At 60.5% G+C, this 26,119-nt stretch carries 24 protein-coding genes; 8 read left to right on the top strand and 16 right to left on the bottom strand.

From position 1 onward, the window contains the following. Positions 1-450: 450 nt before the first annotated feature. The 9 genes from CRO06_RS08320 to CRO06_RS08280 all read right to left on the bottom strand — a co-directional run bounded on the left by CRO06_RS08320 (position 451) and on the right by CRO06_RS08280 (position 8,089). Entirely contained in the window at positions 451-1,059 is a 609-nt protein-coding gene (locus tag CRO06_RS08320; protein ID WP_022997137.1) for a hypothetical protein, read from the bottom strand. A 44-nt stretch (positions 1,060-1,103) separates the two neighbouring features. Beyond that, entirely contained in the window at positions 1,104-1,823 is a 720-nt protein-coding gene (locus tag CRO06_RS08315) for an RNA polymerase sigma factor (protein WP_179746524.1), read from the bottom strand. Between the two features lie 281 nt (positions 1,824-2,104). Beyond that, the gene (locus CRO06_RS08310; RefSeq protein ID WP_022997135.1) at positions 2,105-2,482 is read right to left on the bottom strand and encodes a DUF488 domain-containing protein; all 378 of its coding nucleotides are present in this window, start codon (positions 2,480-2,482) and stop codon (positions 2,105-2,107) included. A gap of 9 nt (positions 2,483-2,491) precedes the next feature. Continuing rightward, complete coding sequence (locus CRO06_RS08305) at positions 2,492-3,505, bottom strand: NAD(P)H-dependent flavin oxidoreductase (protein WP_097058197.1); 1,014 nt, start codon at positions 3,503-3,505, stop codon at positions 2,492-2,494. Further along, a complete protein-coding gene (locus tag CRO06_RS08300) occupies positions 3,493-3,873 on the bottom strand; it encodes a DsrE family protein (protein ID WP_022997133.1) in 381 nt (126 codons plus the stop codon). The genes CRO06_RS08305 and CRO06_RS08300 overlap by 13 nt, the downstream gene beginning before the upstream one ends. Positions 3,874-3,878: 5 nt before the next feature. Further along, positions 3,879-4,292 carry a DsrE/DsrF/TusD sulfur relay family protein gene (locus CRO06_RS08295; protein WP_022997132.1) on the bottom strand — a complete coding sequence of 138 codons (414 nt, stop codon included), beginning with the start codon at positions 4,290-4,292 and terminating at the stop codon, positions 3,879-3,881. An 8-nt stretch (positions 4,293-4,300) separates the two neighbouring features. Then, on the bottom strand, positions 4,301-4,627 hold the full coding sequence (locus CRO06_RS08290) for a DsrE family protein (RefSeq protein WP_022997131.1): 327 nt from the start codon (positions 4,625-4,627) through the stop codon (positions 4,301-4,303). A gap of 14 nt (positions 4,628-4,641) precedes the next feature. Continuing rightward, positions 4,642-6,339 (bottom strand): NADPH-dependent assimilatory sulfite reductase hemoprotein subunit, encoded by a 1,698-nt coding sequence (locus CRO06_RS08285; protein ID WP_097058196.1) that lies wholly within the window; start codon positions 6,337-6,339, stop codon positions 4,642-4,644. A gap of 10 nt (positions 6,340-6,349) precedes the next feature. Then, complete coding sequence (locus CRO06_RS08280; protein ID WP_097058195.1) at positions 6,350-8,089, bottom strand: diflavin oxidoreductase; 1,740 nt, start codon at positions 8,087-8,089, stop codon at positions 6,350-6,352. Between the two features lie 121 nt (positions 8,090-8,210). Here CRO06_RS08280 and CRO06_RS08275 point away from each other — a divergent pair, with 121 nt between their 5' ends. Next, positions 8,211-9,056, top strand: a complete 846-nt coding sequence (locus CRO06_RS08275; protein ID WP_097058206.1) for a LysR family transcriptional regulator — start codon at positions 8,211-8,213, stop codon at positions 9,054-9,056. On the opposite strand, the gene CRO06_RS08270 is transcribed toward CRO06_RS08275, so the two are convergent. Both CRO06_RS08270 and CRO06_RS08265 read right to left on the bottom strand, forming a co-directional pair. Beyond that, positions 9,048-9,680 (bottom strand): response regulator transcription factor, encoded by a 633-nt coding sequence (locus CRO06_RS08270; RefSeq protein ID WP_097058194.1) that lies wholly within the window; start codon positions 9,678-9,680, stop codon positions 9,048-9,050. The two genes, CRO06_RS08275 and CRO06_RS08270, sit on opposite strands and share 9 nt — an antisense overlap. Further along, positions 9,677-11,992 (bottom strand): PAS domain-containing sensor histidine kinase, encoded by a 2,316-nt coding sequence (locus CRO06_RS08265; protein WP_022997126.1) that lies wholly within the window; start codon positions 11,990-11,992, stop codon positions 9,677-9,679. Before CRO06_RS08265 ends, CRO06_RS08270 begins: the two co-directional genes overlap by 4 nt. A 154-nt stretch (positions 11,993-12,146) precedes the next feature. Here CRO06_RS08265 and CRO06_RS08260 point away from each other — a divergent pair, with 154 nt between their 5' ends. The 7 genes from CRO06_RS08260 to CRO06_RS08230 all read left to right on the top strand — a co-directional run bounded on the left by CRO06_RS08260 (position 12,147) and on the right by CRO06_RS08230 (position 20,542). Continuing rightward, entirely contained in the window at positions 12,147-13,775 is a 1,629-nt protein-coding gene (locus CRO06_RS08260) for an acyl-CoA synthetase (protein WP_022997125.1), read from the top strand. A gap of 152 nt (positions 13,776-13,927) precedes the next feature. After that, positions 13,928-15,283 carry a solute carrier family 23 protein gene (locus CRO06_RS08255; protein WP_097058193.1) on the top strand — a complete coding sequence of 452 codons (1,356 nt, stop codon included), beginning with the start codon at positions 13,928-13,930 and terminating at the stop codon, positions 15,281-15,283. Between the two features lie 94 nt (positions 15,284-15,377). Then, positions 15,378-16,556 (top strand): acetyl-CoA C-acetyltransferase, encoded by a 1,179-nt coding sequence (locus tag CRO06_RS08250; RefSeq protein ID WP_022997123.1) that lies wholly within the window; start codon positions 15,378-15,380, stop codon positions 16,554-16,556. A 231-nt stretch (positions 16,557-16,787) separates the two neighbouring features. Then, a complete protein-coding gene (locus CRO06_RS08245) occupies positions 16,788-17,675 on the top strand; it encodes a LysR family transcriptional regulator (protein ID WP_063139921.1) in 888 nt (295 codons plus the stop codon). A gap of 94 nt (positions 17,676-17,769) precedes the next feature. Beyond that, a complete protein-coding gene (locus tag CRO06_RS08240; protein WP_063139922.1) occupies positions 17,770-18,549 on the top strand; it encodes an aldolase in 780 nt (259 codons plus the stop codon). Between the two features lie 47 nt (positions 18,550-18,596). Further along, positions 18,597-19,925: an MFS transporter gene (locus CRO06_RS08235; RefSeq protein WP_097058192.1), complete on the top strand. Its 1,329-nt coding sequence runs from the start codon at positions 18,597-18,599 to the stop codon at positions 19,923-19,925. Then, the gene (locus tag CRO06_RS08230) at positions 19,922-20,542 is read left to right on the top strand and encodes a 2-hydroxychromene-2-carboxylate isomerase (RefSeq protein ID WP_097058191.1); all 621 of its coding nucleotides are present in this window, start codon (positions 19,922-19,924) and stop codon (positions 20,540-20,542) included. The genes CRO06_RS08235 and CRO06_RS08230 overlap by 4 nt, the downstream gene beginning before the upstream one ends. A gap of 121 nt (positions 20,543-20,663) precedes the next feature. Here CRO06_RS08230 and CRO06_RS08225 read toward each other — a convergent pair whose 3' ends face one another. The 5 genes from CRO06_RS08225 to CRO06_RS08205 all read right to left on the bottom strand — a co-directional run bounded on the left by CRO06_RS08225 (position 20,664) and on the right by CRO06_RS08205 (position 25,982). Further along, complete coding sequence (locus CRO06_RS08225; protein ID WP_097058190.1) at positions 20,664-21,236, bottom strand: hypothetical protein; 573 nt, start codon at positions 21,234-21,236, stop codon at positions 20,664-20,666. Between the two features lie 115 nt (positions 21,237-21,351). Beyond that, on the bottom strand, positions 21,352-22,905 hold the full coding sequence (locus CRO06_RS08220) for an acyl-CoA synthetase (protein ID WP_097058189.1): 1,554 nt from the start codon (positions 22,903-22,905) through the stop codon (positions 21,352-21,354). A gap of 22 nt (positions 22,906-22,927) precedes the next feature. Further along, positions 22,928-24,262: a TRAP transporter large permease gene (locus CRO06_RS08215; RefSeq protein WP_097058188.1), complete on the bottom strand. Its 1,335-nt coding sequence runs from the start codon at positions 24,260-24,262 to the stop codon at positions 22,928-22,930. Positions 24,263-24,344: 82 nt separating this feature from the next. Next, a complete protein-coding gene (locus CRO06_RS08210) occupies positions 24,345-24,887 on the bottom strand; it encodes a TRAP transporter small permease (protein WP_233916615.1) in 543 nt (180 codons plus the stop codon). Between the two features lie 3 nt (positions 24,888-24,890). Continuing rightward, positions 24,891-25,982, bottom strand: coding sequence for a TRAP transporter substrate-binding protein (locus CRO06_RS08205; protein ID WP_022997118.1), 1,092 nt, complete (start codon positions 25,980-25,982; stop codon positions 24,891-24,893). Positions 25,983-26,119 lie beyond the last annotated feature (137 nt).

The following is a 26,119-nucleotide window of genomic DNA, read 5'->3' as shown; positions in this document are numbered from 1 at the left end:
ATTGAGGCTTCCTCGAACAGGCCTGATACATAGATGCCACCGGGTAGCCATGTTCAAGGCAGGGTTGACAGCAACGGGCGAGTCCATACATAGGAGCTAGCCTTGCTGGCGAATGAAGGGTTGTGGGAGCTTGCCTGTAAGCGAATATCGCAGCTCCCTTTTCGCTTGCAGGCAAGCTCCCACAGTGGCTTTGTAGTTCCCTAAGAGAAGGCGGGTCTGTGTATTGGGGAAAGCGGGGAAGGAAAAGTGCCGCCGCCGTACCCCCCAGCGACCGGACGGAGCGCGAACCAGGGGAAGGGGAGTGGCGACGGCAAAGTCAGGCTACCGGTTTGCTGTTATATCGTCTTGATCTACATCAAATATCCGTGATTCATTCTTGCCAGAGATGCTTGTCTCATTCGTATGGCCGCCTCTCCTAGTAAGAGGTAGAGGTCAGCATGACAAGGCGCCTTAATGTAGGTCGGCAAGCTTGGTACTTGTCATGCCCAAGGAATGGGCTACATCATACATGGCCTGGTTAAGTATTTTGTGAGTGATTTTATCGGCCTCGAACCCCGCTTCTGCGTTGATGTCCGCCATGACTTGGTTATGGAGTTCGTGCGAAATGGCTTTGTCGAATAAATAGCCACTCCAGAACGTGCCATCCGCGGTGGTGCCGGCTTCCACCAGGGTTCTGGCTAGTTCTGTCCCGGATAGTTCGGCGGGCTCAGGAAGAGTAATACCGGCTTCTTGTGCGCGTTTGAGTGCGTAGATGATGGCCATGTCCATACCCTTGATGAAAGTATCTACCTGATCTTTCCCATATTGCTTGTTTAGTTTGGCGATCTCACTTTTGACGGTGTGCTTTCCAAGCATTGCCGTCAGGGCCTGTGCAAAGCTGAATTCATCGCTACCTCCACCGGCCTGGATCAGGGCCGCAGTGACATCCAAAGCGGGCTCACCCTGATAGGATGCACCGCCAAACATGTTCATAGGCGTGGAATGGGGTTGCTCAGCCAGCGTCGTCCCAATGGCGGTTGCCAGGAAAAGGGCCGTTACGGCCAGGTTCTTTGTTTTCATGAGTATTATCCTCGCTATGCTTTCGGGGGTGATGGTGTGCGCTGTTACGACTTGCCAGTCCGCTGTCTTCTTGCCAGCTCCTCCATAACCGCCGCGGTCATGACGTCGCAGCGTTTTCCGGCAAACTCGAAGATGTCCGGTTCCAGGACTTCCATTGTTCGTAATAAGCGCTGGCGGAGCATCTCACGGGCCCGGGAGAGACGTTTTTTAACCAGCACTTCGCTTATGTCGAGACAGAGGGCACTGTCGGCCGAGGAGAGCCCTTCCACCTCTCTAAGGAGGAAGACACAACGGTATATTTCCGGAAGGGCGCGAATCGCTTCTTCCAGAAGCTGCCTTAGCTGTTGTCGACTTACCTCGGTTTCCGGGTTTGATACGTTGACCATGTGGGAGCCCATTGGGTCTCTCTCGTTCGACTCGCCATGCAGGTGAGTGATTTCATGATTCAGGGACATTTCTGGCCGTTGGCGGCGTTTCGAGCTGATGGCCTGATTGATGACGATGCGGGTTAACCAAGTCTTGAGTGATGCCCGGCCCTGAAAGGAATCAAGATTTGTGAAGGCGTTAAGATAGGCCTCCTGCATTGCTTCTCGGGCTAGGTCCTCATCATTGAGAACACCGATAGCGGCCCGAAAAAGGGGCTGATTGTGGCGTCGGATAATGAGTTCGAACGCGGCACTGTCGCCATGTCGAGCACGCTCCACCAGTCCGATGTCGCTTAGCTCAAACAAGCATTCATAAGGATTTGCCGCTGAAGAGGGCATGCTGGATTTTCCTATGGAAGTAGGTGGTTTTTGGCGCTTATATAAATAGACGCATCGCATGGAAAAAGGTGACAACGTTCCATCAGGAATGTTGGGTCCAGTCTTCACCATCGCTTTTATAGGCGCATCTCCGATTCCGAGAATGGTCTCCGGTTGAGAGTGTGCCGAAGTTGAATATGTAGGTGTGCTGGTTAATCAATTGTCGGATGAGAAAGTTCGAACCAGCGCGCTCTATGGGGAGGTCGAGCTCTGAGAATGGCTACTGAATGATATGCCCTGGATCAGGTGCTACCTGCGTTGAACTGGTTTATCAGCCAGGCGCGCAACGCCACGGCATTGTTGTGTTTGGTGTCCCGTGCCGAGTACAGAAGCGTCAGCGGTTGACCTGCGGCGGCATCAAGCAGGGCGTCGATCGGATCGGGGTTGGCGTCCAGCTCCTCATGATAACGACGCTGGAATTCTTCCCAGCGCTGCGGATCGTGCCCGAACCATTTGCGTAACGCAGTGGAGGGGGCCAGCTGTCGAAACCAGTTATTGGCGGCCACCTGTTCTTTCTTCATGCCCCGCGGCCAGGCGCGATCCACCAGTGCACGGTAGCCGTCGCTGTCGTCCCGGGCATCGTAGACACGTTTGCATTGAATCCGGGTGGGGCGCTGCATATTGAAACCTCATGGGTTGCCGGTTAACCGGGTCAGGGTTTCGGCGGCCTCTTCGATAATGCGGTTCAGGCGTTGCTCCGCCGTTAGGATTTGATGGAGCTGTCCGCAGGACTGACCGGCGTACAACGCCATGTCGTCCAGCTCTCCACGGGCATCGGCCAGCGGCGAGTCGGTGGAGAACAGATAAACCGGCTGGCCGTCCTGTTCTCCGATGATCTCGGAAATATTGGCCTGCCGCAAATCGTCGTATTCCCCTCGGGTTACGCGATTGCGCAATACTCGCACTGGGGCCGGCTCATGCCAGTTGCGGGTGAAATCACGGCAATGAACGGTATCGCCGGCGCCGGCCTGAATCAGCCGTTGTTGGTGGTGAGGGTGGGCGTTGGCTTCCTCGGTGGCAAGGAAGGCGCTGCCGATGCTAGCGCCCTGAGCCCCCAAAGCCAGAGCCGCTACCAGTGAGCGGCCATTGGCGATGCCGCCGGACGCCACCACGGGAACCGGGCAGGCAGGAACGAGTTCGGCCAGCAGGCTCAGGGTGCCGATATGACCGCGAACATGACCGCCGGCCTCCCAGCCTTGGGCGATAATGATCTCGGCGCCGGCATCGATGGCCAGCTCCGCGTCCCAGGTGCTGCCGACCTGATGGATGACACGAATGCCTTCGCTGACCAGGTGCCGCACCAGGGCGGTGTCCACGTCCCAGAAAAGCACCACGAACGGCACCTGAAGAGTCAGGCAGGTTCGCACTTGTTGATGGAGCTGGGCGTTCTCGGTGGCGGCGGGAATCAGATTGATCGCGAACGGCTTGTCGGTGAGCCGGCGTAACGCGTCAACTTCGGCGCTGATTCGTTCCACCGGCTCGCGCACCATGCCGAGCACGCCAAAGCCGCCGGCCCTGCACACCGCCGCTGCCAGCCGGTGGCGGGCAACGCCCCCCATTCCGGCCAGCAGGATGGGGAAGGCGCAGCCCAGGTGATCACAAAGCGGGGTGCGTAATGCCGGTGGCGGTGTTACCACTGCCATATCTGATCGACCCGTTCGTACAGATCCGCCAGTCCGGCCCGGCTTACCAGTTCAACTCCGGCTTGCAGAGGAAGGCCGGCGAGCCCGCGTTCTTCCAGATCCTCGCGCACCGCGTACACGGGCACGCCGCTTTCGGTGAGATTGGTGAGGTCGCGAACCAGTTCCGCCGGTTGGCTTTGTTTCCAGGTGCCCAGGACCAGGGGTGGTTGGCGCTGATTCAGCACCGCGTAATGCACGCCATGGCCACTGAGCAGCACCTGCAGATCGCCACCCGCGCCGCGCATGGATTGGGTCAGCCAGAGAATGGTGTCGTCTTGTTCCTCCACCGTGGTGCGGAAGGCTTGATCGATAACCTGCAGTACTTTCATGGCGCTTACCTCGTGCCGATGGTCAGGGTGTTGAAGGCGTCACTGGCGTAGCGCCACAGGTCCGGCGGGCCGCCCCGGCCGCAACCGTCGATGACGTCATTGACGCCGCGCTCGTCCACGCACAGGCCGCAGTTGATCCATTCGAAGCTCAGGTCCTTGGCGGCGGCTTTTTCCTGCAGGGCGCGGATCCATTCCCGGGTCAGCGGATGATCTTCTTCCGCCGCGTCACGGCCGTGTACCGCGTTGCCATGAGGGGCTTGCCGGGCGAAGGCCAGGGCCACGGCACCCTCGTAAGCGAAGACGCGCACCGAAGCGCCACGTTCCAGAGCCGCGTCGAGTAAGCGAAAGAAGGTGACGGTCCGCTCGCTTTCAAAAGGCGGATCCATGAAGGCGAAGGTCAGGGTTTTCAGGTCGCTCATGGGGACTCCTAGTTCCAGATCACTTTGCTGCCGGCCAGCAGGGCATCGACGGCGTCGCCGACGTCGCCCACGGTGACTTCGGCTTTCAAATCGGACGCTTCGATTTCCCGCTGCTTCAGTGAGAAGCCGTCGGCGCTGACAGTGACACCGCCGCCGAGCAGTGCGTCGAAGACCTCGCTGCGGGCGCCTAACCGGGCCGGCGCCACGCCGTTTTGCACCAGCAGGACATGCACCCGGTGGCCAGCATCGCGGAGTTGCCTGGCCAATTGGTATTGCGCCGCGCAGCGGACCTCGGTAAACGGGTCCTGGCTTTGGATGAACAGATAGTCGGACATGGACGTCTCCAGGATCAGGAAGAAAGGGAAGTCAGCGGACGTTCTTCCAGCAGCTGCTTGCGCAGCAGGAAGTCACCGAAATGTTCGCCGTCACGGCGTTGGCCGGCATAGCGTTCGAGCATGGGCGCGAGCAACGCGAGGAAGCGTTCTTCGTCCACGTTGCCGGCGTACAGTTGCGCTAGCCGGTCGCCATGAAAGCTGCCGCCCAGATACAGGTTGTACAGCCCTGGCGCGCGGCCGGTGAGCGCGATCTCGGCCAGATAAGGCCGGGCGCAGCCGTTGGGGCAGCCGGTCAGACGCAGGGTGATGGGTTCCTCGCGCAGTCCGTATTGAGCCTTGAGCCGCTGGAAGCGCTCCAGAAACGTGGGTAAGTAACGTTCCGCCTCGGCCATGGCCAGGCCGCAGGTCGGCAGTGCCACGCAACTGAGGGTATGGGCGGCCTGCGCTTCAGGATCGAGGCGCCAATCCAGTCCCAGGTCTTCAAGGCGCCATTGCACCTGTTCCAGTTCGTGCGTCTCGATATGGGTCAACTGCAAGTTCTGGTTGGTGGTCAGCCGCAGGCGGCCGCCATACTGTTCCAGAAAGCCGCCCAGTTGGGTGCGCAGGGCATCGTCCACGCGGCCGCTTTCCACATAGAGCGTGGCGTGCCAGAGGCCATCGTCGCCCTGTTGCCAGCCAAGTCGGTCGCCGTTGTGGTCGAAGCGGACGCCGCGGGCCGGTTCCAGCTGGCGGCCACGGCGGCGTTCCAGTTCTTCCAGGAACCAGGGCAGGCCGAGACGATCCAGGGTGTATTTGAAACGGGCCCGGTGGCGATCCTGACGATCACCGAAGTCGCGCTGGATGCTCATCACCCGTTCGGCGAAGGCGGGGGCCTCGTCCGCCTCGATAAAACCGATTTCCTCCGCCAGACGGGGATAGCTGTCCTCGCGGTTGTCCAACTGGCCCATGCCGCCGCCGACACAGACGTTGAAGCCGATCAGTTCGCCGTTGTCCACCACCGCGATATAGCCCAGATCCTGGCCGTAGATGTCGACGTCGTTGACTGGCGGCAGCACGAAGCCGACCTTGAATTTGCGCGGCAGGTACAGCTCGCCATAGACCGGCTCCTCGCCGTCGCTCATCGGCGTCGGCTGTTGATGCCAGATGTCCGCATAGGCGCCGGTTTTCGGAATCAGACGGTCACTGGTGATCCGCGCCAGCTGCTGCACCCGCTCGTGAGCTTTGGACAAGTACGGATTGGCGCCGCACACCACGCCGCGGTTGTCGTCGCCGCAGGCGGCGATGGTGTCCAGCTCTAATGGTTGCAGTCCTTGAATCAGCGAGCGTAGCTGCGATTTGCGCACACCATGCAACTGAACGGTGCCCCGGGTAGTGATGCGCAGGCCCCGTTCGGCGTAGAGACGGGAAAGACGGTCCAGACCCCGCCATTGGCGCTTGTCCAACACACCGCCGGGAATACGCAGGCGCACCATGAACTGGTAAGCCGGTTCCAGGCGGCGCTGGCGGCGATCGGCGCGGCGGTCGCGGTCGTCCTGCTGATAGATGCCATGGAACTTCATCAGCAGCGGGTCTTCCCCGGGAACCGCGCCAGTGAGCAGGTCGTCGAGTCCCTCGGCGATGGTGCCGCGCAGATGGCGGCTGCGGGCTTTCAGTTGTTCGTTCTCATGCAGTCGTTCCACCGGCTGACTGAGATCGGGACGGGAATCGCTCATCACGGTCTCCTCAATACAGGTTGCGGTGCAGGCGCTTGTCCCGGCCCAGTTGCTTCCAGGCGCCGTCTCCCTGGCGCTGGTCCAGAGCGGTTTTCAAGCTGTTCTCCAGGTCGCTCAATCGACCCTTGTCGCCACACAGGTAGAGATGCGCGCCTTGTTCGATCCAACTGGCCAGACGATCGATCTGGTTGAGCAGCGGGTCGATCAGGCTGGCGCCGGGGCGGTCCTGGTAAAACACCGTATCCACCTGTTCCAGCACGCCATCCGCGTGAGCCTGCTGAATATCCAGCTGATAAAGAAAGTCCTCTTCGAAACGCTGCTCAGCGAACACCAACCAGCACGGCGGGCGTTGAAGCCGCTGTGACAGCGCTTGCAGGAAAGCACGATAAGGGGCGATGCCGGTGCCTTCGGCAATCAGGATCAGCGGAGCGTCGTCATCCGGCAGACGAAAACGGGTGTTGCGATGCGGGTACAACCGCACCGGGTCGCCGGGCTGCAAATCCAGCAGATAGCGGGAGGCGATACCCTGTTCGTGCCGTTCCCGGAACGGATAGCGGAACGCCTTGACGGTAAGGTGCAACTCGTCGTCCAGCTCCGCCAGGCTGTTGGCCACGTCATAGAGCCGGGGTTGCAAGGGACGCAGGGCGTTCACCAGAGCCTGGGCCGGCGGATGGGCCGGATACTGGCTGAGCAGATCGAGCAGTTGATGCTGGCGGAGAAAGGCCCGCTGCTCCCGGCTCTCCGCTTCGCACAGCGCTTTCAGCGCCGGGGCATTGCTGTGTTCCGCCCAGAAGGTGAGAAAACCGGTGCCGACGATGGTCAGATCCCGGGATTGGCGCAGTGCCTGCACCAGGGGCTGAGCGTCGCCGTCCAGGGTCACCGGCTGCTCGCCGGACAGGTCGCAGGCGTCCAGGACCGCCGCCACCAGCTCGGGCGGGTTGTCGGCGAGAATACCGACGGCGTCGCCGGGGAGCAGATCGGGGATCACCTGATCCAGCGCCAGTTCCAGGTGATGGATAGGCTGGGCGCGATTCGCGGCGCTCAGGTTCTGGTTGACCAGTACCTCCACCGTCAGAGGGTTGTGCTTGTCGTAACCGGGAGCGCGCGTGGCCGGTTCGGGGGCCGCCGTCCGTACGTTTTGTGTTTCGGTCCGCGGCAGCACTTCCAGCAGCCGGGTCATCCACGCCTTCGCCGGCTGCTCGAAATCCACATCGCAGTCCTGGCGTGTGATCAATCGCTCGCCGCCAAGCGCTTCCAGACGCTGGTCGAATTCCTGGCCGGTGACACAAAATTGCTCATAACTGCTGTCTCCAAGGGCCAGCACAGCGAATTTCAGGTTTGCCAGTTCCGGTGCGCCGTCGCCCATCAGGCTCTGGTAAAAGTCCTGGACCGGTTCCGGTGGATCTCCATCACCATGGGTGGCGGTGATGATCACCAGATGATCGCGCCGCGCCAGTTGTCGGGGACGCAACCGGGCCAGGTCGATCACCTCCGTGGCGATGCCGGATTCACCGCAATGTTCGCTCAGAGCCTGCGCCAGGCGGCGGCAGTTGTCGGTTTCCGTGCCGTAACCGATCAGTACCGGATTGGGGGAGGCTTTGGTCGAGGCGGTGGTGGACGGCTCGGTGTCGCTGGCGGCGAGATAGCCGCTCAACCACCAGCGTTGCCGGGCATCCAGCGTCGCCAGCAACTGCCGGACCTGGTGCCATTGAGGGTCGGAAAAAGGGGGCGGTGTGGCTTGCGCCGTCATTTCCGGCTCCGTGTTTCAACGTGGGGCCGACAGTATGGGCGCGTGTTTTGAATACGAATAATGAAATAGAATGTGGTTTAACTTTAAAGAAATTGATATAAATCATGGGCAGGCTTTAATTATGGACATCGATCTGGCCCGCACCTTTCTGGAGATCGTTCGCACTGGCAGTTTCATGGCCGCCGCCGAACGGTTGCACATCACCCAGACCACGGTGACCGCCCGCATTCATAACCTGGAAGGTCAACTGGGCTGCCGCCTGTTCGTGCGCAACCGGGCCGGTGCGCGGTTGACCTCCCATGGTGAGCGGTTCACCACCCATGCTAGCCAACTGGTGCGTACCTGGGAGGCGGCGCGGCGCGAGTTGCCGTTGCCGGAAGGGGCCGAGGACATGTTGGTACTCGGTGGCGAGACCAGCCTGTGGAATCCGCTGTTGCTGAACTGGGTAACGCGGTTACGGGAACAGCATCCGACCGTCGCCACCCGCGCCGAAGTGCATGACAGTGAAGCATTGCAGGAACGTTTGGAGAGAGGGGTACTGGACGCCGCGCTGGTGCACCGGCCAGCGTACTGGCCGGGATTGCAGGTGGAACAACTGCTGGAAGAAAAATTGATCCTGGTGCGGGCGGTCCGCACCGGGGAGCCCTATGTCTATGTGGACTGGGGCGCGGATTTTCGCAAGCAACACGATGTCGCTTTGCCGGAGCGGGCGCGCTCGCCGGTGTCCGCCAATTTCGGACCGCTGGCGATTCAGTTTCTGTTGCAGCAGGGCGGCAGCGGTTATTTCCGTACCCGCGTGGCCGAGCCGCATCTGCGCGAAGGCACCTTGGAACGGGTTGCCGATGCACCGGAATTCACCTATCCGGTGTACCTGGCCTGCGCCCGGGGGAAACACAGCCCGCTGCTGGACCAGGCCTTTCGGGTGTTGCGGACGGTGGCGGGGGAAAGCGCCGAGTGGTCAGCGTAACCGCAACGGATCCACCAGCCCCGCCGCCACCGCCATGCCGACCAGATCGGGCAGGCGTTCGGCGCCCATGCGCTTCATTACCCGTGAGCGATACAGATCCACGGTTTTGACGCTGACATTTAACTGCGCGGCGATCTCCCGATTGGTATAGCCCTTGACCAGTGGCAGCAGCACATCCCGTTCCCGCGGGGTGAGCGTGTCCAGCTTATCATCCACCTGCTGACGGCCGGTTTCTTGCTGATATTCTTTTCGCTCACTGTTGAGTGCCTGTTGCACGCTGTCGAGCAGTAACTGCTCGTTATAAGGCTTTTCGATGAAATCCACCGCACCGGCCTTGAACGCCCGCACCACGATGGGAACGTCGGCGTGGCCGCTGACGAAGATGATCGGATAATCCAGGCCGCGTTCCTTCATCGCTTGCTGGACGTGCAGGCCACCCAGAGTCGGCATGCGCACATCCAGTAGCACACAGGCGTTTTCCCCTGTCGCGCAAGCGTCGAGAAAGTCACCGCCGTTGGTGAACGGGCGGGCATCAAGGCCAACCGATTCCAGCAGCCAGGCGGTGGATTCCAGCATGCCGGGGTCGTCGTCCACCACATAGACGATTTGTGTGCCGGTGGTCATGGGGTCTCCTCGTTATGGGCCAGCGGCAGCCGGCAGTACATTTCCAGTCCTTGCTCGCACGAGCGGGCATTCAGCTCACCGCCGAGCCCCTCGATGACCGAGCGGCTCATCGACAATCCCAGGCCAAGGCCGTCGGGTTTACTGGTATAGAACGGTGTGAACATATGCTTGAGCGTCTCCGGGTCGGCACCGGGGCCTTGATCGAGGACTCGGATCACCAGGAAATTGTCCGGCGCGCGCTGGGTGGCGACGGTGATTTCGGAGGGGTGCTCCCGCCAGCGTTCGCGGTTGGCGTCGAGCGCGTTACGCAGCAAATTCACCAGCACCTGTTCCAGCAGGATACGGTCGGCGTACAGTGGTGGCAGGTCCTTGGCAAACTGCCTGGCGATGGTAATACGATGACTCTCCGCTTCCCAGGCGCAAAGGTGAATGGCCTGACTCGCCACCGTGTTGATATCGAGCGCCTCCAGGCGGCGCTGGCCTTTGCGCAGAAAGGCGCGCAGCCGCCGGATCACCTCCGAGGCATGGTGAGCGTGTTCGCTGATCCGGCCCAGCCCCTGGGCGACCTTGTCAATTTTGGGCGCCAGATCGGAGGCCGTATCCGGTTTCGCCGGATCACCGTGGTGGGGCGGTTCAAGTGCGCGCAGATGGCGCAGGCTGGCGGCGGCGTAATTGCTGATTGCCGCCAGCGGCTGGTTGATTTCATGGGCGATGCCGGAGGCCAGTTCGCCCATGGCGATCAGCCGGCTGCTTTGCGCCAGTTCATTCTGGTGGCGGCGCTGTTGCGCTTCGCGCAAAGCCCTTTCGGTCATGTCCCGGGCGACCAGGGAATAGTACTGGTCGTTGCCGGCGCCGCGGTGGGCCAGCAGTACCAGGGACACCGGAAAGAATTCGCCGGAGTCGCCGGCGCGCAGTTGCGCCTCGCTGGTCCACACCCCTTGTTCCCGAGCGCTGTTCCAGCCATGTTCGCGTAGCCGACGGATATCCTCGGCGGCGAACAATTCGGCCAGATCCGGCAACGGATCCGGGCCGATGGCGAGAGCCTCGCGGGCGGCGCGGTTGGCGTAGGTGAGGCGCTCGTCGAGCCCGACGAACAGCACCAGGTCGGTATTCGCTTCCACGACTTCGGCCAGACGGCGGCGATTCTCTTCCGCCCGGACCCGGGCGGTGATGTCGCGTGTGACACTGACCACTTCCACCACCGCGCCGGTATAGGTTTCACGGATGGCGTGGCTGGCGGTCTCGAACCACAGATAGTGGCCGCGCCGATGACGGATCTGATAGGTCATGGTGTGATAACCCAGTTCCTCCAGCGCCGCCTTGGCCTGTTGTTGTAACCGTTCGCGGTCCTGCTCATGAAACAGCGCCTGCACCGCCGTGCCGCGCAATTGTTCCGGCCAATAGCCCAACAAACCCCAGGAGGCTGGTGAGGCGTCAAGGAACACGCCGTCGGGCGTGTGCCGCGAGATCAAATCGGTGGTGTTCTCGGTGATCAGACGGTACAAGCGCCGGGCACGGTTGCCGGCCTTTTCGTTTCGCAACTGATCGGTAGCGTCACGGCCACGGGCCAGGATCCGCTGGCCGGGCGGGTCGGGGATAAAGTTCCACAACAGGATGCGATCGCCGAGCCGCGCCTCCACGTCGACGATGGCGCGGCCCTGGGACAGACAAGCGGCGGCCAGGGCCTGGTGGTTGATTGGCAAGCAGCTGTCGGCGTCGATGCGGTGCTCGCCGAGCAATTGTTGCAGTGCGTGGTTGGTATCGACGGGACGGCCCCGGGTATCGAGCACCGCCGCCGGTTGAGGGTCGTTGCTGAGCAGTGCAAAAGCCCCTTCCCGGTGAGTCAATGGACAGGCCAGTTGATTGAGCATGGCGGCCAGCCAGGGCAGCCACTGGCTGCCGCACTGCGGTGACAACTCCAGCAACAACAGGCCTTGGCTGTGGTCGTCCAGCGCCAGTGGCAGGATCGCGCCATGGTGCAGGGCGGCGCGACGGACCCGGCCGGCGAGCCAGCAGGGCAGAGCGCGTAATTCACTCAGCGATAGCACCGTCTCACCTGCCAGGCGCTGGTGCAAGGTGTGATCCGAAGCCTGAAACGGGTCGCCGGGGCCCGGCGGCAGGCCGGCCTGGCCGTCGGCGTGATCGTAGACGCCGGCGTCCTCCTGCCAGAACAGGTAGAAGGCGCGCCGCACTTCCGGGGTGCTGGCCATCATCCGGCACAAACCGGCGGCCCGTTGAGAACGGGGCATACGGTCCTGCTGCAATCGCAGCCAATCGCGCATCAACAGGGGAAAGGCGTCGTCCTGGTCCATTATGGGCTCATTCAAGAGATATGGTAAATATACTATAAGACTCTAGTTTTATTTCCATATTTGTTCTTTATGGTCTATAAATGCGCCCTGGGTTGCGGGCTAATGCTGGTAACTCTACCCGAAGAATACCGCGAACAACTACGGGACGGTCATTATGTCCATTTATGAGCAGGGCCTTTCGCCCACCGAAGTCAATCATGTTCCCCTGACCCCGCTGAGCTTTATTGAGCGTACCGCGGCGGTTTACCCCGACTATCCGTCAGTGATTCACGGTGATATCCGGCGCACCTGGCGGGAAACCTACCGGCGCTGCCGGCGGCTTGCTTCAGCCCTGGCGGGTCGTGGTATCGGCAAGGGCGATACCGTGGCCGCGATGTTGCCGAACATCCCGGCAATGCTGGAAGCCCATTTCGGCGTGCCGATGATCGGCGCCGTTCTCAATACGCTCAATGTCCGTCTGGACGCCGACGCCATCGCCTACATGCTGCGTCATGGTGAGGCCAAGGTTCTGATCGTGGATCGCGAATTCCACCAGGTGATCGGTGACGCCGTGGCCAAACTGGAGACGCCGCCACTGCTGATTGATGTGGATGATCCCGAATACGGTGAAGGTGAACCGGTCAGCGAGCTGGATTACGAGGCTTTCCTTGCCGAGGGTGATCCGGAGTTCCAGTGGCAATGGCCGGACAACGAGTGGAATGCGATTTCTCTCAACTACACCTCCGGCACCACCGGCGATCCCAAGGGCGTGGTCTACCACCACCGCGGCGCCTATCTGAATTCCCTGGGCAACCAGGCCACTTGGTCCATGGGGTTGCACCCGGTGTATCTGTGGACGCTGCCCATGTTCCACTGTAACGGCTGGTGTTATCCCTGGACCATCACCGCCCAGGCCGGCGTGCATGTGTGTCTGCGCCGGGTCGACCCGCAACGTATTCTGACACTGATCCGCCAACATCAGGTCTCCCATCTTTGTGGCGCCCCGGTGGTGTTGAACGCTCTGATCAATATGCCGGACGAGGCCAAGGCCGCCATTGATCATCCGGTCAACGCCATGACCGCTGGTGCGGCGCCACCGGCCAAGGTGATCGGCGCGGTGGAGGAAATGGGTATCAACGTCACCCATGTGTATGGGCTGACCGAAGTCTATGGGCCGGTCACCGTCTGTGCCTGGCACGGCCACTGGGATGAGCTGCCATTGGAGGAGCGGGCGACAATCAAGTCCCGCCAGGGTGTGCGTTACCCGACCCTGGAAGGCGTGATGGTGGCGGATCCCAAAAGCCTGCGGCCGGTGCCCAAGGACGGCGAAACCATTGGTGAAATCTTCATGCGCGGCAATACCGTGATGAAGGGCTACCTGAAAAACGAAGCCGCTACCCGCGAAGCCTTCGAGGGTGGCTGGTTCCATACCGGTGATCTGGCGGTGTGGCATGCGGACGGTTACGTGGAGATCAAGGACCGTCTCAAGGACATCATCATTTCCGGCGGCGAGAACATTTCCACCATCGAGGTGGAGAATACGCTGTACCGTCACCCTTCCGTGCTGGAAGCGGCGGTGGTGGCGCGTCCCGATGAAAAATGGGGTGAGACGCCTTGCGCCTTCGTCACCCTCAAGGCCGGGCAGGAGCACGCCGCTGTTACCGAGACGGATGTGATCGGCTTCTGCCGTGAACACCTTGCCGGATTCAAAGTACCCAAAACCGTGGTGTTCCAGGATCTGCCGAAGACTTCCACCGGCAAGATCCAGAAGTATGTTCTGCGGGAGTGGGCGAGAAACCTGTAGCTTTTGCCTCGCTCCGGCGCACTCAGCAAGCCGCCGGGGCGAGGTTTTTTTGAGTAAGGCCCGATAGCCGGGGCCCGCCCGGCGTTTCCGGTAGCAAGCTTTCCGACAACAACAATGACCCTGCCGGCGCTCGCCGGTCGAGGAGAACGACAATGCAAATGTATCAACGCAAAGACGGCGAGCAGCAACCGTGCTGGCCGTTGGGGCCCTTCCGAATCCGCTTACCGTTCGTTCATTACCGCTGGGAAATGGCGGAAATGATTCAGGCGCTGATCATGTTCGTGGTCAGTCTGGCGATGATCCCGCTGCTGCAGAAACACCTGGGCTTGCCTTATGACGTGGCACTGGCCTATGTGGTGATTTGTGGCATCGGCTTCATGTTGCCGGCGCTGCTGGGCGTGCCGCTGGTGCCGGGTTGGATCACCCCGGCGATACCGGTGGTGGTGTTGTATCTCGGCCAGTTCGAACCGGGGCCCGAGGCGATCCAGGGCCTGTTCGCGCTGCAGTTTCTGGTGTTTCTGATTTTCCTGATTCTTGGTGTCACCCGCCTGGGTAGCGCGCTGGTACGCATCATCCCCAACTCGATGAAGGCGGGGATCATCATCGGTGCCGGCATCGCCGCCATTACCGGTGAGATCAGCGAGGGGGGCCGGGTCGCCAATACGCCGATTTCGTTGGTGGTGGGCGGTCTGATCTGCCTGTACTTCATGTTCTCGGCATCGTTTCAGGAATACGTGAAGCACTTCCCTCTGGCGCGCAAGATCGTCAATTACGGCATGGTGCCGGGCATGTTGGTGGCGATCGGTGTGGGTATCGCTGTCGGCGAGTACACAATGCCGGAGCTGCAGTGGGGCATCACCCGCCCGGCCTTCGACCAATTGTGGCAATACCTGCCATTCGTCCACGGCATTCCGGATGCCAAGGTGTTCCTGTACGCGGTTCCCACCGCCGTGATCGCTTATGTGATTGCGTTTGGTGACATCATCGTCGGCCAGTCCCTGATGCAGCGGGCGGATGAATTACGCAGTGACGAAGTGATCGAAATTGATCTGGACCGTGTTCATCTGGTGACCGCCATCCGCAACGCGCTGCATGCTTTCTTCGCTCCCTATCCGGGGCTGGCCGGGCCGCTGTGGACAGCGGTCGGCGCCACCATGGCCGAGCGCTATAAATATGGCCGGGACGCCATGGACTCGATCTACAGCGGTGCCGGGACTTTCTGGATCGCCGGCTTCCTGGCGCTGTTCATGCTGCCGCTGGTCAGTTTTTTCCAGCCGGTACTACCGATCGCCTTGTCGCTGACGCTGATTCTGACCGGCTATATCTGCCTGATGGTGGGTTTCGAGCAGCTCAACAGCAACCTGGAGCGGGGCATCGCCGGCACCATGGGCGTGGTGCTGGCGGTCTATGGCGCTGGTTGGGGGTTGGCGGCCGGGGTCATTCTCTACCTGGCGTTGGAGCGGCCGCGTTTGCTGGGCGGCTGGAAGCAGGCCGGCGCCGCCGAGTGAGCAGGCCGGGACGCGCCGCCCCGATCAAGCTATCATGCGAGGCCAATTTTCATCATTCCGCCGGGCCCGGCCCGGCGTGACCGGGAGAGAGATTATGCAAGACGTGGTCATCGTCGCCGCCACCCGCACCGCCGTCGGTGCTTTCCAGGGGTCCCTGGCCAATCTGCCCGCCACCGCCCTGGGTGAAGCGGTGGTGCGCAAACTGCTGGCGGATACCGGAGTGGCAGCGGATCAGATCAGCGAGGTGATTCTCGGCCAGGTGCTCACCGCTGGTGCCGGCCAGAACCCGGCGCGTCAGACCGCGATCAACGCCGGCCTGCCGCAGCAGGTGCCGGCGCTCACCATCAACAAGGTGTGCGGTTCCGGTCTCAAGGCGGTGCATCTGGGCAGCCAGGCAATCCGCTGCGGGGAAGCCGATATCATCATCGCCGGCGGCCAGGAAAACATGAGCCTGGCACCTTATGTGCTGCCCAAGGCCCGCACCGGTCTGCGCATGGGCCACGCCTCGCTGGTGGATTCGATGATCCAGGATGGCCTGTGGGATGCCTTCAACGACTACCACATGGGCATCACCGCCGAGAATCTGGCGGAGAAATACGGCGTTACCCGGGAGGAGCAGGACACCTTCGCCGCCGCCAGCCAGGCCAAGGCGCTGGCCGCCATTGAAAGCGGACGTTTCAAGGATGAGATCACGCCGGTAACGATCCCCCAGCGCAAGGGGGATCCGAAGGTGTTCGACACCGACGAGCAACCGCGCGCCGGCACCACCGCCGAGACCCTGGCCGGCCTGCGTCCGGCGTTCAAGAAGGATGGCACGGTGACCGCCGGTAATGCCTCCACGCTGAATGACGGTGGTGCCGCGGTGATGCTGATGAGCGAAGCCCGCGCCAGGGAACTGGGGCTGCCGATCCTCGCGCGTCTGGCCGGGCAGGCCAGCGCTGGTGTGGATCCGGCGATCATGGGCATCGCCCCGGTGTCCGCCACCCGCCGTTGCCTGGAACGGGCCGGCTGGACTCTGGATCAGGTGGATCTGATCGAGGCCAATGAAGCGTTCGCCGCCCAGGCGCTGTCCGTGGGCAAGGAACTGGAGTGGGACGCGGAGAAGGTCAACGTGAATGGCGGCGCCATCGCTCTGGGACACCCGATCGGCGCGTCCGGTTGCCGTATCCTGGTCACTCTGCTGCATGAAATGCAGCGCCGTGACGTCAAACGCGGTCTCGCCACGCTGTGCATCGGTGGCGGTCAGGGCGTGGCCCTGGCGGTGGAACGCTGATCGAACCGAGTGCGGTGGCGGCTAATCGGCTACCGCACTCGACGCAAGAAATAATCGTCATTTCTTCTTTTTACGCTAGCAAGCCCCTCGACTCCCTCCTCGCCCCGGTTCAATGTTTTTTATATCCACAAAGCAAACCGGGGACGAGGGCTCAATCATGGGGGATTGGCCTATACGTTCCCTTCTGACATAGACTCATCCTGGACTCCCAATACCTGTAACAGGAGATTCATGGATACCCCGGACCGGCAACTTCGCTGTTTCGTTCACATCGCGGAACTCAAGTCACTTTCCAAAGCCGCTGAAGAACTGAATCGAACGCAGTCATGGATCAGTAAGGAACTGGCGGCGCTGGAGACGGGCCTGGGAAAGTCCCTGTTCACTCGAACCGGCCGTGGAGTGGTGCTGACCGAAGCTGGCGAGAAGCTGTACGAAGTTCTCAAGCTGTCTTATCAACAAATCGATCAGGCCGTGGATGCCATTCGCCAAGAGCACGGCATCACGCGGGGCACCGTGCGCCTGGCAACGGTGCATACGCTGAGCTATTACTTCATGTCGGATGTGGTGGCGAGCTTTGTTAGCAAACATCCCAGCGTCAATTTGTCACTGCTGGGGCGGAGCTCACCCGAAGTCGTGGAGCTGGTGGAAAGCGGAAAAGCGGATTTGGGCTTCGTCTACGACTCCGCTGTGGCGTCCCGTTCCTTGAACTCCCAACCCTTATTCGATGATGACATGTGCCTGATCACCCATCAGGAATCTGCCCTCGGTGTTGATGGCAGTATCGATCTGAATGATGTGGATCTCAGGCTTGTTGGCTTCCCGTCACATTATGCACTTCGGCGTATGCTGCAAAGTGGGGGACTGAAACCGATATATGTGGCGGAGGCGGAGACTATTGACGCTATGTTGAAGCTGGTTTCGTCGGACGTCGGTGCTTGCATTCTTCCCGGGCGTATTCCGGATGCGCTGCTTGCTGATTACCAGCTTCGAAAAGTCCGGATAGTCAATCCTTTGCTACGCCGGAAGGTCGTAGCTATCAGTCCGGGAAAACGATCATCCTTGCCTTTGGCGGAGGACCTTCTGCAATGTGCGTTACGCATATGCAGGCAATTGACATAAATCATGGAATAGCTGGTATGACTCTCACTCCATGGCTCTGAAAATATAGCCCTCCGATACTGACTCCTGATTATCAATGTACAAAGGAGTCAGCATGAATTCCTCCCTTAGAGAAAAATCCTATTTCGATCAGCGAGCGACGCAGGAGATGGAGAAGCATCTTCATGGCGTTGAGCGCGATGTTCGGGAAACCATGGCCTATGCCTGCCGCATCCTGGCGATGACCGAGCAAGAAGCCGGTCTGGCAGGGCAGATAAGCGTTCGCTCGCGGCGTCCTGGTGCTTATTGGACACTCCGGTTCGGGCTTGGTTTCGATGAGGCGACTCCTGATGATTTTATTGAGGTCGATCGCGATCTACATACCTTAACGGGAGAGGGGATGGCTAATCCCGCCACCAGATTCCATCTTTGGGTCTATGACGCGCGGCCGGACGTCAACGCCATCATTCATACTCATTCACCCTGGGCGTCGGCCCTTGCCGCGGCGCGGCAGCCGTTGGTGATTTCGCAGATGGATATGACGCCTCTGCACGATGATTGTGCCTTCCTGGCGGACTGGCCTGGGGTGCCTATCGCTGATCAGGAAGGAGTGATCATTTCCGAAGCTATCCAGGACAAGAAGGCGATTATCCTGGCTCATCACGGCTACTTAACGGCCGGCGTATCCTGTGAAGAAGCGACCTACCTATCCGTTTATCTGGAGCGCGCTGCCCGAATGCAGATCCGGGCGCGTGTATTCGGACCGCTAACTCCTGTGGACGACGAGCTTGCCCGGGAAGCCCACGATTACCTTCTCAAACCGTCGATCGTTAACGCCACCTTCAACTACTGGGCTCGACAGACACACGGCATTCCTCCATTGCCGACGAAATGAGCCTGGCTCTCCTCTGAAAACAACAAAAACGCATAAAGGAAACTAAAATGACTACGCATACGCCCGCGGCGGCGCGCTCTCGCCGCCAATACATCACCGCCGGACTGGCCAGCATGATGGGGACGACCATCGAATGGTACGATTTCTTCCTCTATGGCACCGCCGCGGCTTTAATATTCAATAAGATATTCTTTCCTGAGTTTGACCCCCTCACCGGGACCCTGGCCGCGTTCGCCACCTACTCAGTGGGGTTCTTTGCCCGCCCTCTCGGTGGCTTGATATTCGGCCATTTTGGTGATCGGGTCGGACGCAAATCCATGTTGCTCATTACACTATTTCTGATGGGGATCCCAACTATTCTTATCGGTCTGATTCCCACCTATGAAGATATAGGTTATTGGGCCGCAATCCTGTTGGTTCTGATGCGCTTCCTGCAAGGCATTGCCGTGGGGGGCGAATGGGGCGGTGCTGTACTAATGGCGGTGGAATCGGCGCCTCAGGGCAAGAAAGGCTTCTTTGGCAGCTTACCTCAAGCCGGGGTCGCTCCCGGCCTGATCCTGTCGTCGTTCGCCATGGGGTTAGTTGCCACTTTGCCGGAAAGCGACATGTTGAGCTGGGGGTGGAGGTTGCCATTTCTGGCTAGCGTCGTACTGCTTTTGATTGGTTGGTTCATCAGGGTGAAGGTGGCCGAATCACCGGATTTTGAGAAGATGGAAGAGAGGGGGAACAAGGTCGACGTACCCGCATTGAGAGTTCTGCGGTGCCACCCAAAGGAAGTGCTCGTGGTGATAGGAGGGCGCTTGGCCGAAGTCACATGGTTCTACACAGTGGTTACCTTTGCGCTTACCTATGCTACCGGTACGCTTGGACTGGATCGTGGCATTATGTTGGATGCTACTATCTGGGGCGCCTTCGCGGCCCTGATATTCATACCGTTATTCGGGATGCTGGGGGATCGGATAGGCTACAAATGGATTTTCATGGGAGGCTCTATCGGGATAGCGCTGTTTTCACCGGTGTTTTTCTCTCTGCTGCAAACTCTGGATGTAACGTACATCACCCTGGCTGTAGTGATTGCAATTGGTGGTGTGTATTCATCACTGTATGGCCCCGAGGGTGGGTTGTTCTCCGCTCAATTTCCGCCGGAAGTGCGCTACAGCGGCATCTCCATTGCCGTTCAGGTGTCGGGGGCCATTGGCGGTGGGCTGGCGCCCATCGTGGCGACCTCGTTGCTCGGCCTCGGTAATGGCGACCCTCGTTATATTGTTTGGTATCTGAGCATACTCGGAGCCATTGCCGTGGTCTGCTCATTCCTGATGCACGGCCCAAAGCGGTTCGCCATGCCGGATCGTATAACGGAAGGGGTGGGTGTATGAAAGTCGCGATAATTGATTACTACTTTTGGATGAACTCGGACTGGGCCTACCTTGGTGCGGATCGTCTGGAAGCTCTGGCGGAGCGATGGAATATTCGGGTGCGATACAGGCCGGTCGATCTGCCCGACGTCTATTCCAGAACAGGGGGGCAGCAGCTGAGTGATCGGTCACCTGAGCGGCAGGCTTATCGCGTACTGGAGTTAAAGCGATGGTGTCGTAAATTGGGAATATCGATTAATACGCAACCCGCTTTCATGTGCCCGAATGCGGATCTGGCTTCTTGCATCGTCATTGCCGCTGATCGTCAGGGACTCCCGGTAGGAGCATTGTATAAGTCGATTCTCCATGCCCAGTGGTGTCAAGACAGGGATATCTCTTCGGAGCGGACATTACTCGATATCTTGCGAGAGAGGGGGGTGGATGGTGATCGTCTGATCTCTCTCGCCAAACAAGACGATATCGTGGATCTTTATCGTCGCTATACTGATGAAGCAGTGGCCGCCGGTGTGTTCGGCTCTCCGTCTTATGTTTTTCAGGGTGAACTTTTTTGGGGGCAGGATCGACTGGAGATGCTGGAAGGCGCCATACAACGGACAACAAGGCTGGCTGACAGTTAAACAGACAGAAACAAAGACCCGCTTGGGCGTTGTCCTGCCGATGCTTCAAATGGAATACGATGGCGATATAGTCACCGTATTCCGCTGTCGAGGGGTTCGATGCTCGTTCAATCGGACCGCTTCAACGGGTCATGCCCTTATAGGCCTGATAACGCGATCCCTCTTCGTACTCTTTCACCCGCTCTTGAGCCAGGGCCTTGAACCCGTCCGGCTCCCAGGTGTATTCCTTGCGGCCGTCGTCGCGGGGGATGCTCAGCGTTACCGGCTTGCCGGCGATCAGCGACGCGCTGATATCGTGAGCGGCGTCCACGCCCTTGAACGAATAATGGGTGTGGCCCTCCAGGCAATTTTCCGAGGAGGGAAATTCCTGGCCGTTCACCTGCATCAGACGGGACGGATCCGGGGCGCTCAGGGTTATGGTCTTGCCGTCGCTCTGACCACAGCTCGCCGCCGGCGCATCGAATACGCCGAGGAACTGTTCGGTGCTGCCGATGATGGTTTCGAAGGTGAACACCATTTGCATCTCGCCGTCGGTGGACAACGCCGCCACGGACAGGCGGTTGTCTTCCTCGGCCTGGGCCACGGTTTTCCAGGTGGTGCCTTCGGCCTTGCCCAGGGGATACAGATCCCCGGCCAGGGCGGAGGGGCTGAACAGGGGGAGGGCGATCAGGGGGACGAGTACGCGTTTTTGCACGGGGGCTCTCCTTTGCGCGTCAAAAACGCGCAAGTTTAGGCATCGCGTGCGGCGTCTTCAAAGGCACCCTCTGGAACGGTGACCTGAGTCTCAAATGAGCGGATGGCACCCGGTGTCAGCTTACCCGCCGTTGCCGGCCTTCCCAGAAGGGTTTGCGCAGCTCGTACTTGAGGATCTTGCCGGCGCCGGACATGGGCAGAGCATCACGGAACTCGATGCTCTTGGGGCATTTGTAGCCGGCGATCAGATCACGGCAGTGAGCGTCGATGCGCTGCTCGTCCAGTTGCTGACCGGGCGCCGTCACCACCACCGCGTGCACGCGCTCGCCCCAGCGTTCATCGGGTACACCGATCACCGCGCATTGGACGACCTCCGGCATTTTCAGTAAGGCGTTTTCCACTTCCGCGGAATAGACGTTCTCGCCGCCGGTGACGATCATGTCCTTGATCCGGTCGACTACGTAGATAAAGCCGTCCTCGTCCATGTAGCCGCCATCGCCGGTGTGCATCCAGCCGTTGCGCAGGGCCTCGGCGGTCTGTTCCGGCTTGTTCCAGTAGCCTTCCATGACCATGGGGCCGCGCGCGATGATTTCGCCCACCTGGCCCGTCGGCACGTCGTTATCGTTTTCGTCGACGATACGGACTTCGGCGTTGGGCAGCGGATAGCCGGCGGACTTCAGTTTGCCGGCACGGCGTCCCTCGGCGGTGTGGTGCCAGCCGCTGAGGATCGAAATCACCGGCGACAACTCGGTCATGCCGTAGCTCTGCGAGAATTCCGCGCCGGGCAGGACTTCCATGGCCCGCAGCAGCAGCGCCTCGTCCATGGGGGAAGCACCGTAGCGAAGGTACTTCAGCGCTGAAAGATCGTGCCGGGAGAAGTCCGGATGATCCAGCAACATGCGCAGCATGGTCGGCACCAGAAAGGTTTCTTCCACGCCTTCCCGCTCGATGGTGTCCAGCACCACCGCCGGATCGAATCCCGGCAGAATCACATGGGTGCCCTGGCGCACCGCGATCTGTACCACGGAGGCCATGCCGGCCACATGAAACAGCGGCGAGGAGTACAGCGCCACCGGATGACGGCTGCGTTGCACCGCCGCCATCTGCCCCAGAGTGCCGGAGTACAGATTGCGATGGCTGAGCATTACTCCCTTGGGCGCGCCGGTGGTACCGCCAGTGTAGAGAATGGCGGCCAGTTGTTGGTGGCTGGCGATCTGGTCGCCCAGCTCGGGGGCATCGGCGATCCAGCTTTCATAGCCGGTGAGATCCGCCGGTGCGTCGTCGTCCAGATAGATCACTTCTTCCAGAGCCTCGGACAGTTCCCCCAATCGCGGCACCATGTGGACGAAGTTGCGGTCCACCAGCAGCACCCGGGTGCCGCAGTCGTCCAGGGAGTAGGCGATTTCCCTCGGGCTCCAGCGGATGTTCACCGGGTTGATCACCGCGCCGCGCCACCAGCAGCCGTAAATGGTTTCCAGATAACGGTCCGAGCCCAGGGCGAGAATACCGACGCGATCGCCGGGTGCCACGCCAAGTCCCTGCAGGGCTCCGGCCACCCGGGCCACCCGCGGGACCCACTCGGCGTAGCTGTGACGCCGCCCGTCGCAAACGGTGGCGGTGCGCTCGGGGCATTGTTGCAGGGCCTTGTGCAGGGATTGCGTGAGGTACATGAGGGATTTTCTCCAGGAACCATTACATGAGGTTGGGCAGGAAGGTGACCAGATCCGGGAACAGGATCAGGATGGCGACGGTGATGACATCCAGGACGATGAACCAGGTCACCCCGTGGAAGATCTGGCCGAGGCTGACGGAGCGGCCCACCACACCTTTTATGATGAAGCAGTTGATCCCCACCGGCGGTGTGATCATGCCGATTTCCAGATACTTGATCATGATGATGCCGAACCAGATCAGATCGTACTCCAGCCCCTTGATGATCGGGATCACCACCGGCAGCGTCAGCAGCATGATCTCGATGGAACCCATGAAGGTGCCCAGGAACACGTAGAGCACGGTCAGCGACAGCAGGATCACCACCGGTGGCACATCCAGATTGCCGGCCCAGGAGGTCAGCTCCGAGGCGATGCCGGTGAGGGCGGTGAAAGAGGTCACCATGTAGGCGCCGATCACCGCGGCGAACAGCATGGACGTGGTCTTCAGGGTTTCGTTCAGGGCGTTGCGGGTTTTTTCCCTGTCCAGACGACGGGTGACGATACACATCAGGAACGCCACCGCGGCACCCACCGCGCCCGCTTCCGAAGGCGTGAAAATACCGCTGTAGAGACCGATCACGATCAACGCGATCAGCGCCAGCATGTTCCAGCTTTTCTTCAGCGCCGCCATCTTCTCGGCCATGTCGACCTTCGGCACTGGCGGCGCCAGGGCCGGATTCATTTTGCTGCGAAGCATGACGAAACCGACATAAATACCGAGGGATAAAATGCCGGGAACGATGCCGGCGATGAACAGCTTGGCGATGGACTGGTCGGTGAACACCGCGTACAGGATCATCAGAATGCTGGGTGGAATCAGCGAGCCGAGGGTGCCGGAAGCGGCCACCACGCCGGTGGCGAGGCGCTTATCGTAACCGTGCTTGAGCATTTCCGGAATCGCCATGCGGCCCATGGCGGCGGCGGTGGCCAGGCTCGAACCACTGATCGCGGCGAACAGCGCGCAGCCCACCGAGGAGGCCACGGCCAGGCCGCCGGGGACCCGTGCCAGCCACAGCCGGGCGGTCTGATAGATATCACGGGTGAAACCGGCTTCGGTGGCCAGGTAGCCCATCAACAGGAACATGGGAATGGTGGTGAAGGTGTATTCCGCGGTGGAGGAATAGGGCAGATCCGACAGGAACTGATTGGCGGTGCTCAAACCGCGCGCCAGATCGAATTCGCCGGTGCGTACCGCCATGACCAGCACCAGGCCGACATAGCCGGTACTGACCAGTACCACGGCAATGGGAATACGCAGCAATAACAGGGCCACCATTACCACGGTGACCACAATGCCGATCGTAACCGGATCCATTGGATCTCCTGTTGTTATCGTTCTTGAAGGGGCGATGCGCCCGAAATATTCAGAGGACCCGTGCTATCCCGATAATGAACGGTCAAGCGTCCTCGGATTCGCGCAAAGTGCGTTCCACCTCGGACTCCGGCGGCTCGCGGGTCCAGGGCATCAGCAGTTGAATCAACATGCGCACGCACCACCAGGTCAGGCCCAAGGGAATCAAGGCGCGCACCGGCCATTCTGGTAACCCCAGCGTGCTGGCATAGGCGATTTCTCCCCACTCATAGGATTCCCAGGCCTTGCCGGCGCTGAGCCAGGCCATCCAAGCGAACATGACGATGCCGATGATCAGACCGATCGAGACCAGGGTTTCCTGCAGCCAGCGGGGCAGGTGATCGGTGAGCACGGTGACTTCGATGTGGGCGCGAATGGATTGGACGTAGCTCAGTGGCACGAACACGATCGCCACCATCAGCATTTCCGAAAGCAGCAGATCATCGGGGACCGGGCTGCGGAAAAAACTCCGCCCCACCACCGACACAAAGGTGATGCCGACCATGGCGGCGAGCAGGGCCTGGGACAGCCATACCAGGACCTGATCCACCCGGTCCATCACACGAACGGGCCACGGCATTCGAGACATGGATCAGTTCCCGGCGACTTTTTCGGATTGCCAGGGGTAGCCGTTATCCGCCACTTCTTTCTGCACCGCGCGCAACTCGTTCTGGAAGCTTTCGAAGATTTCCAGAGCGCGGGGGTCACGCTTCGCCAGTTTTTCCGCGTAGGCCCGTTCGACTGGTTCCAGGGCGGCTTGCCAGGCTTTTTGCTGCTCAGCGGTGAGGATATGGAATTCGGTGGGGAACTCCTTGTTGGTGCGCATCATCTCACGCGCATCCTCGGCCTCCTGGAGACCGGCGCGGGCCATGCGGGTGCGATACTCATCGTTCAACTCGGCAAAAACCTGCTGTTGTTCCGGCGTCAGGCTGTTCCAGGTATCCAGGTTCATGTTGACCACCACCATGGACTGGCCGATACCGGTTTCCACCGCGTACTTCGCTACTTCGTGGTGTTTGTAGGGGGGCATCAGATAGGTGTAGGTCTGGGCGCCGTTGATGGTGCCGCGATCCATGGCGGAATAGATATCGGCGAACGCCACCTGCACTGGTGTCACGTTCCAATTGGCTTGCTTGGCCGCCTGTACCGCTCTCGGTGTCATGCGGACCTTGTCGCCGTCGAAGTCATCCGGTGTCAGATAGGGGCGGCTGGTGCTGGCGTTGACGCGCGGGCCGCTGGAGTAAGCGATCAGATGCACCATGTTGTTCTTCTTCAGTTCCTCCGCCATGGCCGGGTTTTTTTCCAGTACACGGTGCCAGGCTTCATTGGCGATGTAGTTATCACCGGAGCCGATTTCGGTTTGCGACAGCGTCCACAGCGGGAAGCGGGATTCCACATATTCCGGGTTCATCGGCGAAATGTCGGCGAGCCCGGAGCTGAGCGCCTGGGCGGAGTCATGGTACTTGACCAGGCTTTGCAGCCAGTGGACTTCAATTTCGACTTCGCCGTTGGTGCGTTCCTTGACCTCATTGGTCCACCAGCGCAGCACCTCGTTGCTGGGGCGGTCGGTGGGCGGCGCGGGAGTGGCGTAATGAAGCGTACGGGTGTCCGCGCCGGCCAGAGCACTGGTGAGGGAGAAAGTGATGGCCGCGCCCGCGACCATCAGATGTTTTTTCAGCGACATTGGTAGGGCCTCCGCTATTACTATTCTTATTTAATGGGTCGATCCATTACATTCGAGGCAGGGGCGGCCAGCGGGCCACCCTATTCGAATTTCAGTCTGTCGGTCCCCCGGTTGGGCAACAATGACCTATCGCGACA

Origin of the sequence: Alloalcanivorax xenomutans (genome assembly GCF_900217905.1) — a bacterium.
Taxonomy (GTDB): Bacteria; Pseudomonadota; Gammaproteobacteria; order Pseudomonadales; family Alcanivoracaceae; genus Alloalcanivorax; species Alloalcanivorax xenomutans.
Note: the sequence above shows the minus strand (reverse complement) of the source record. Positions and strands in the feature narration are given on the sequence as shown.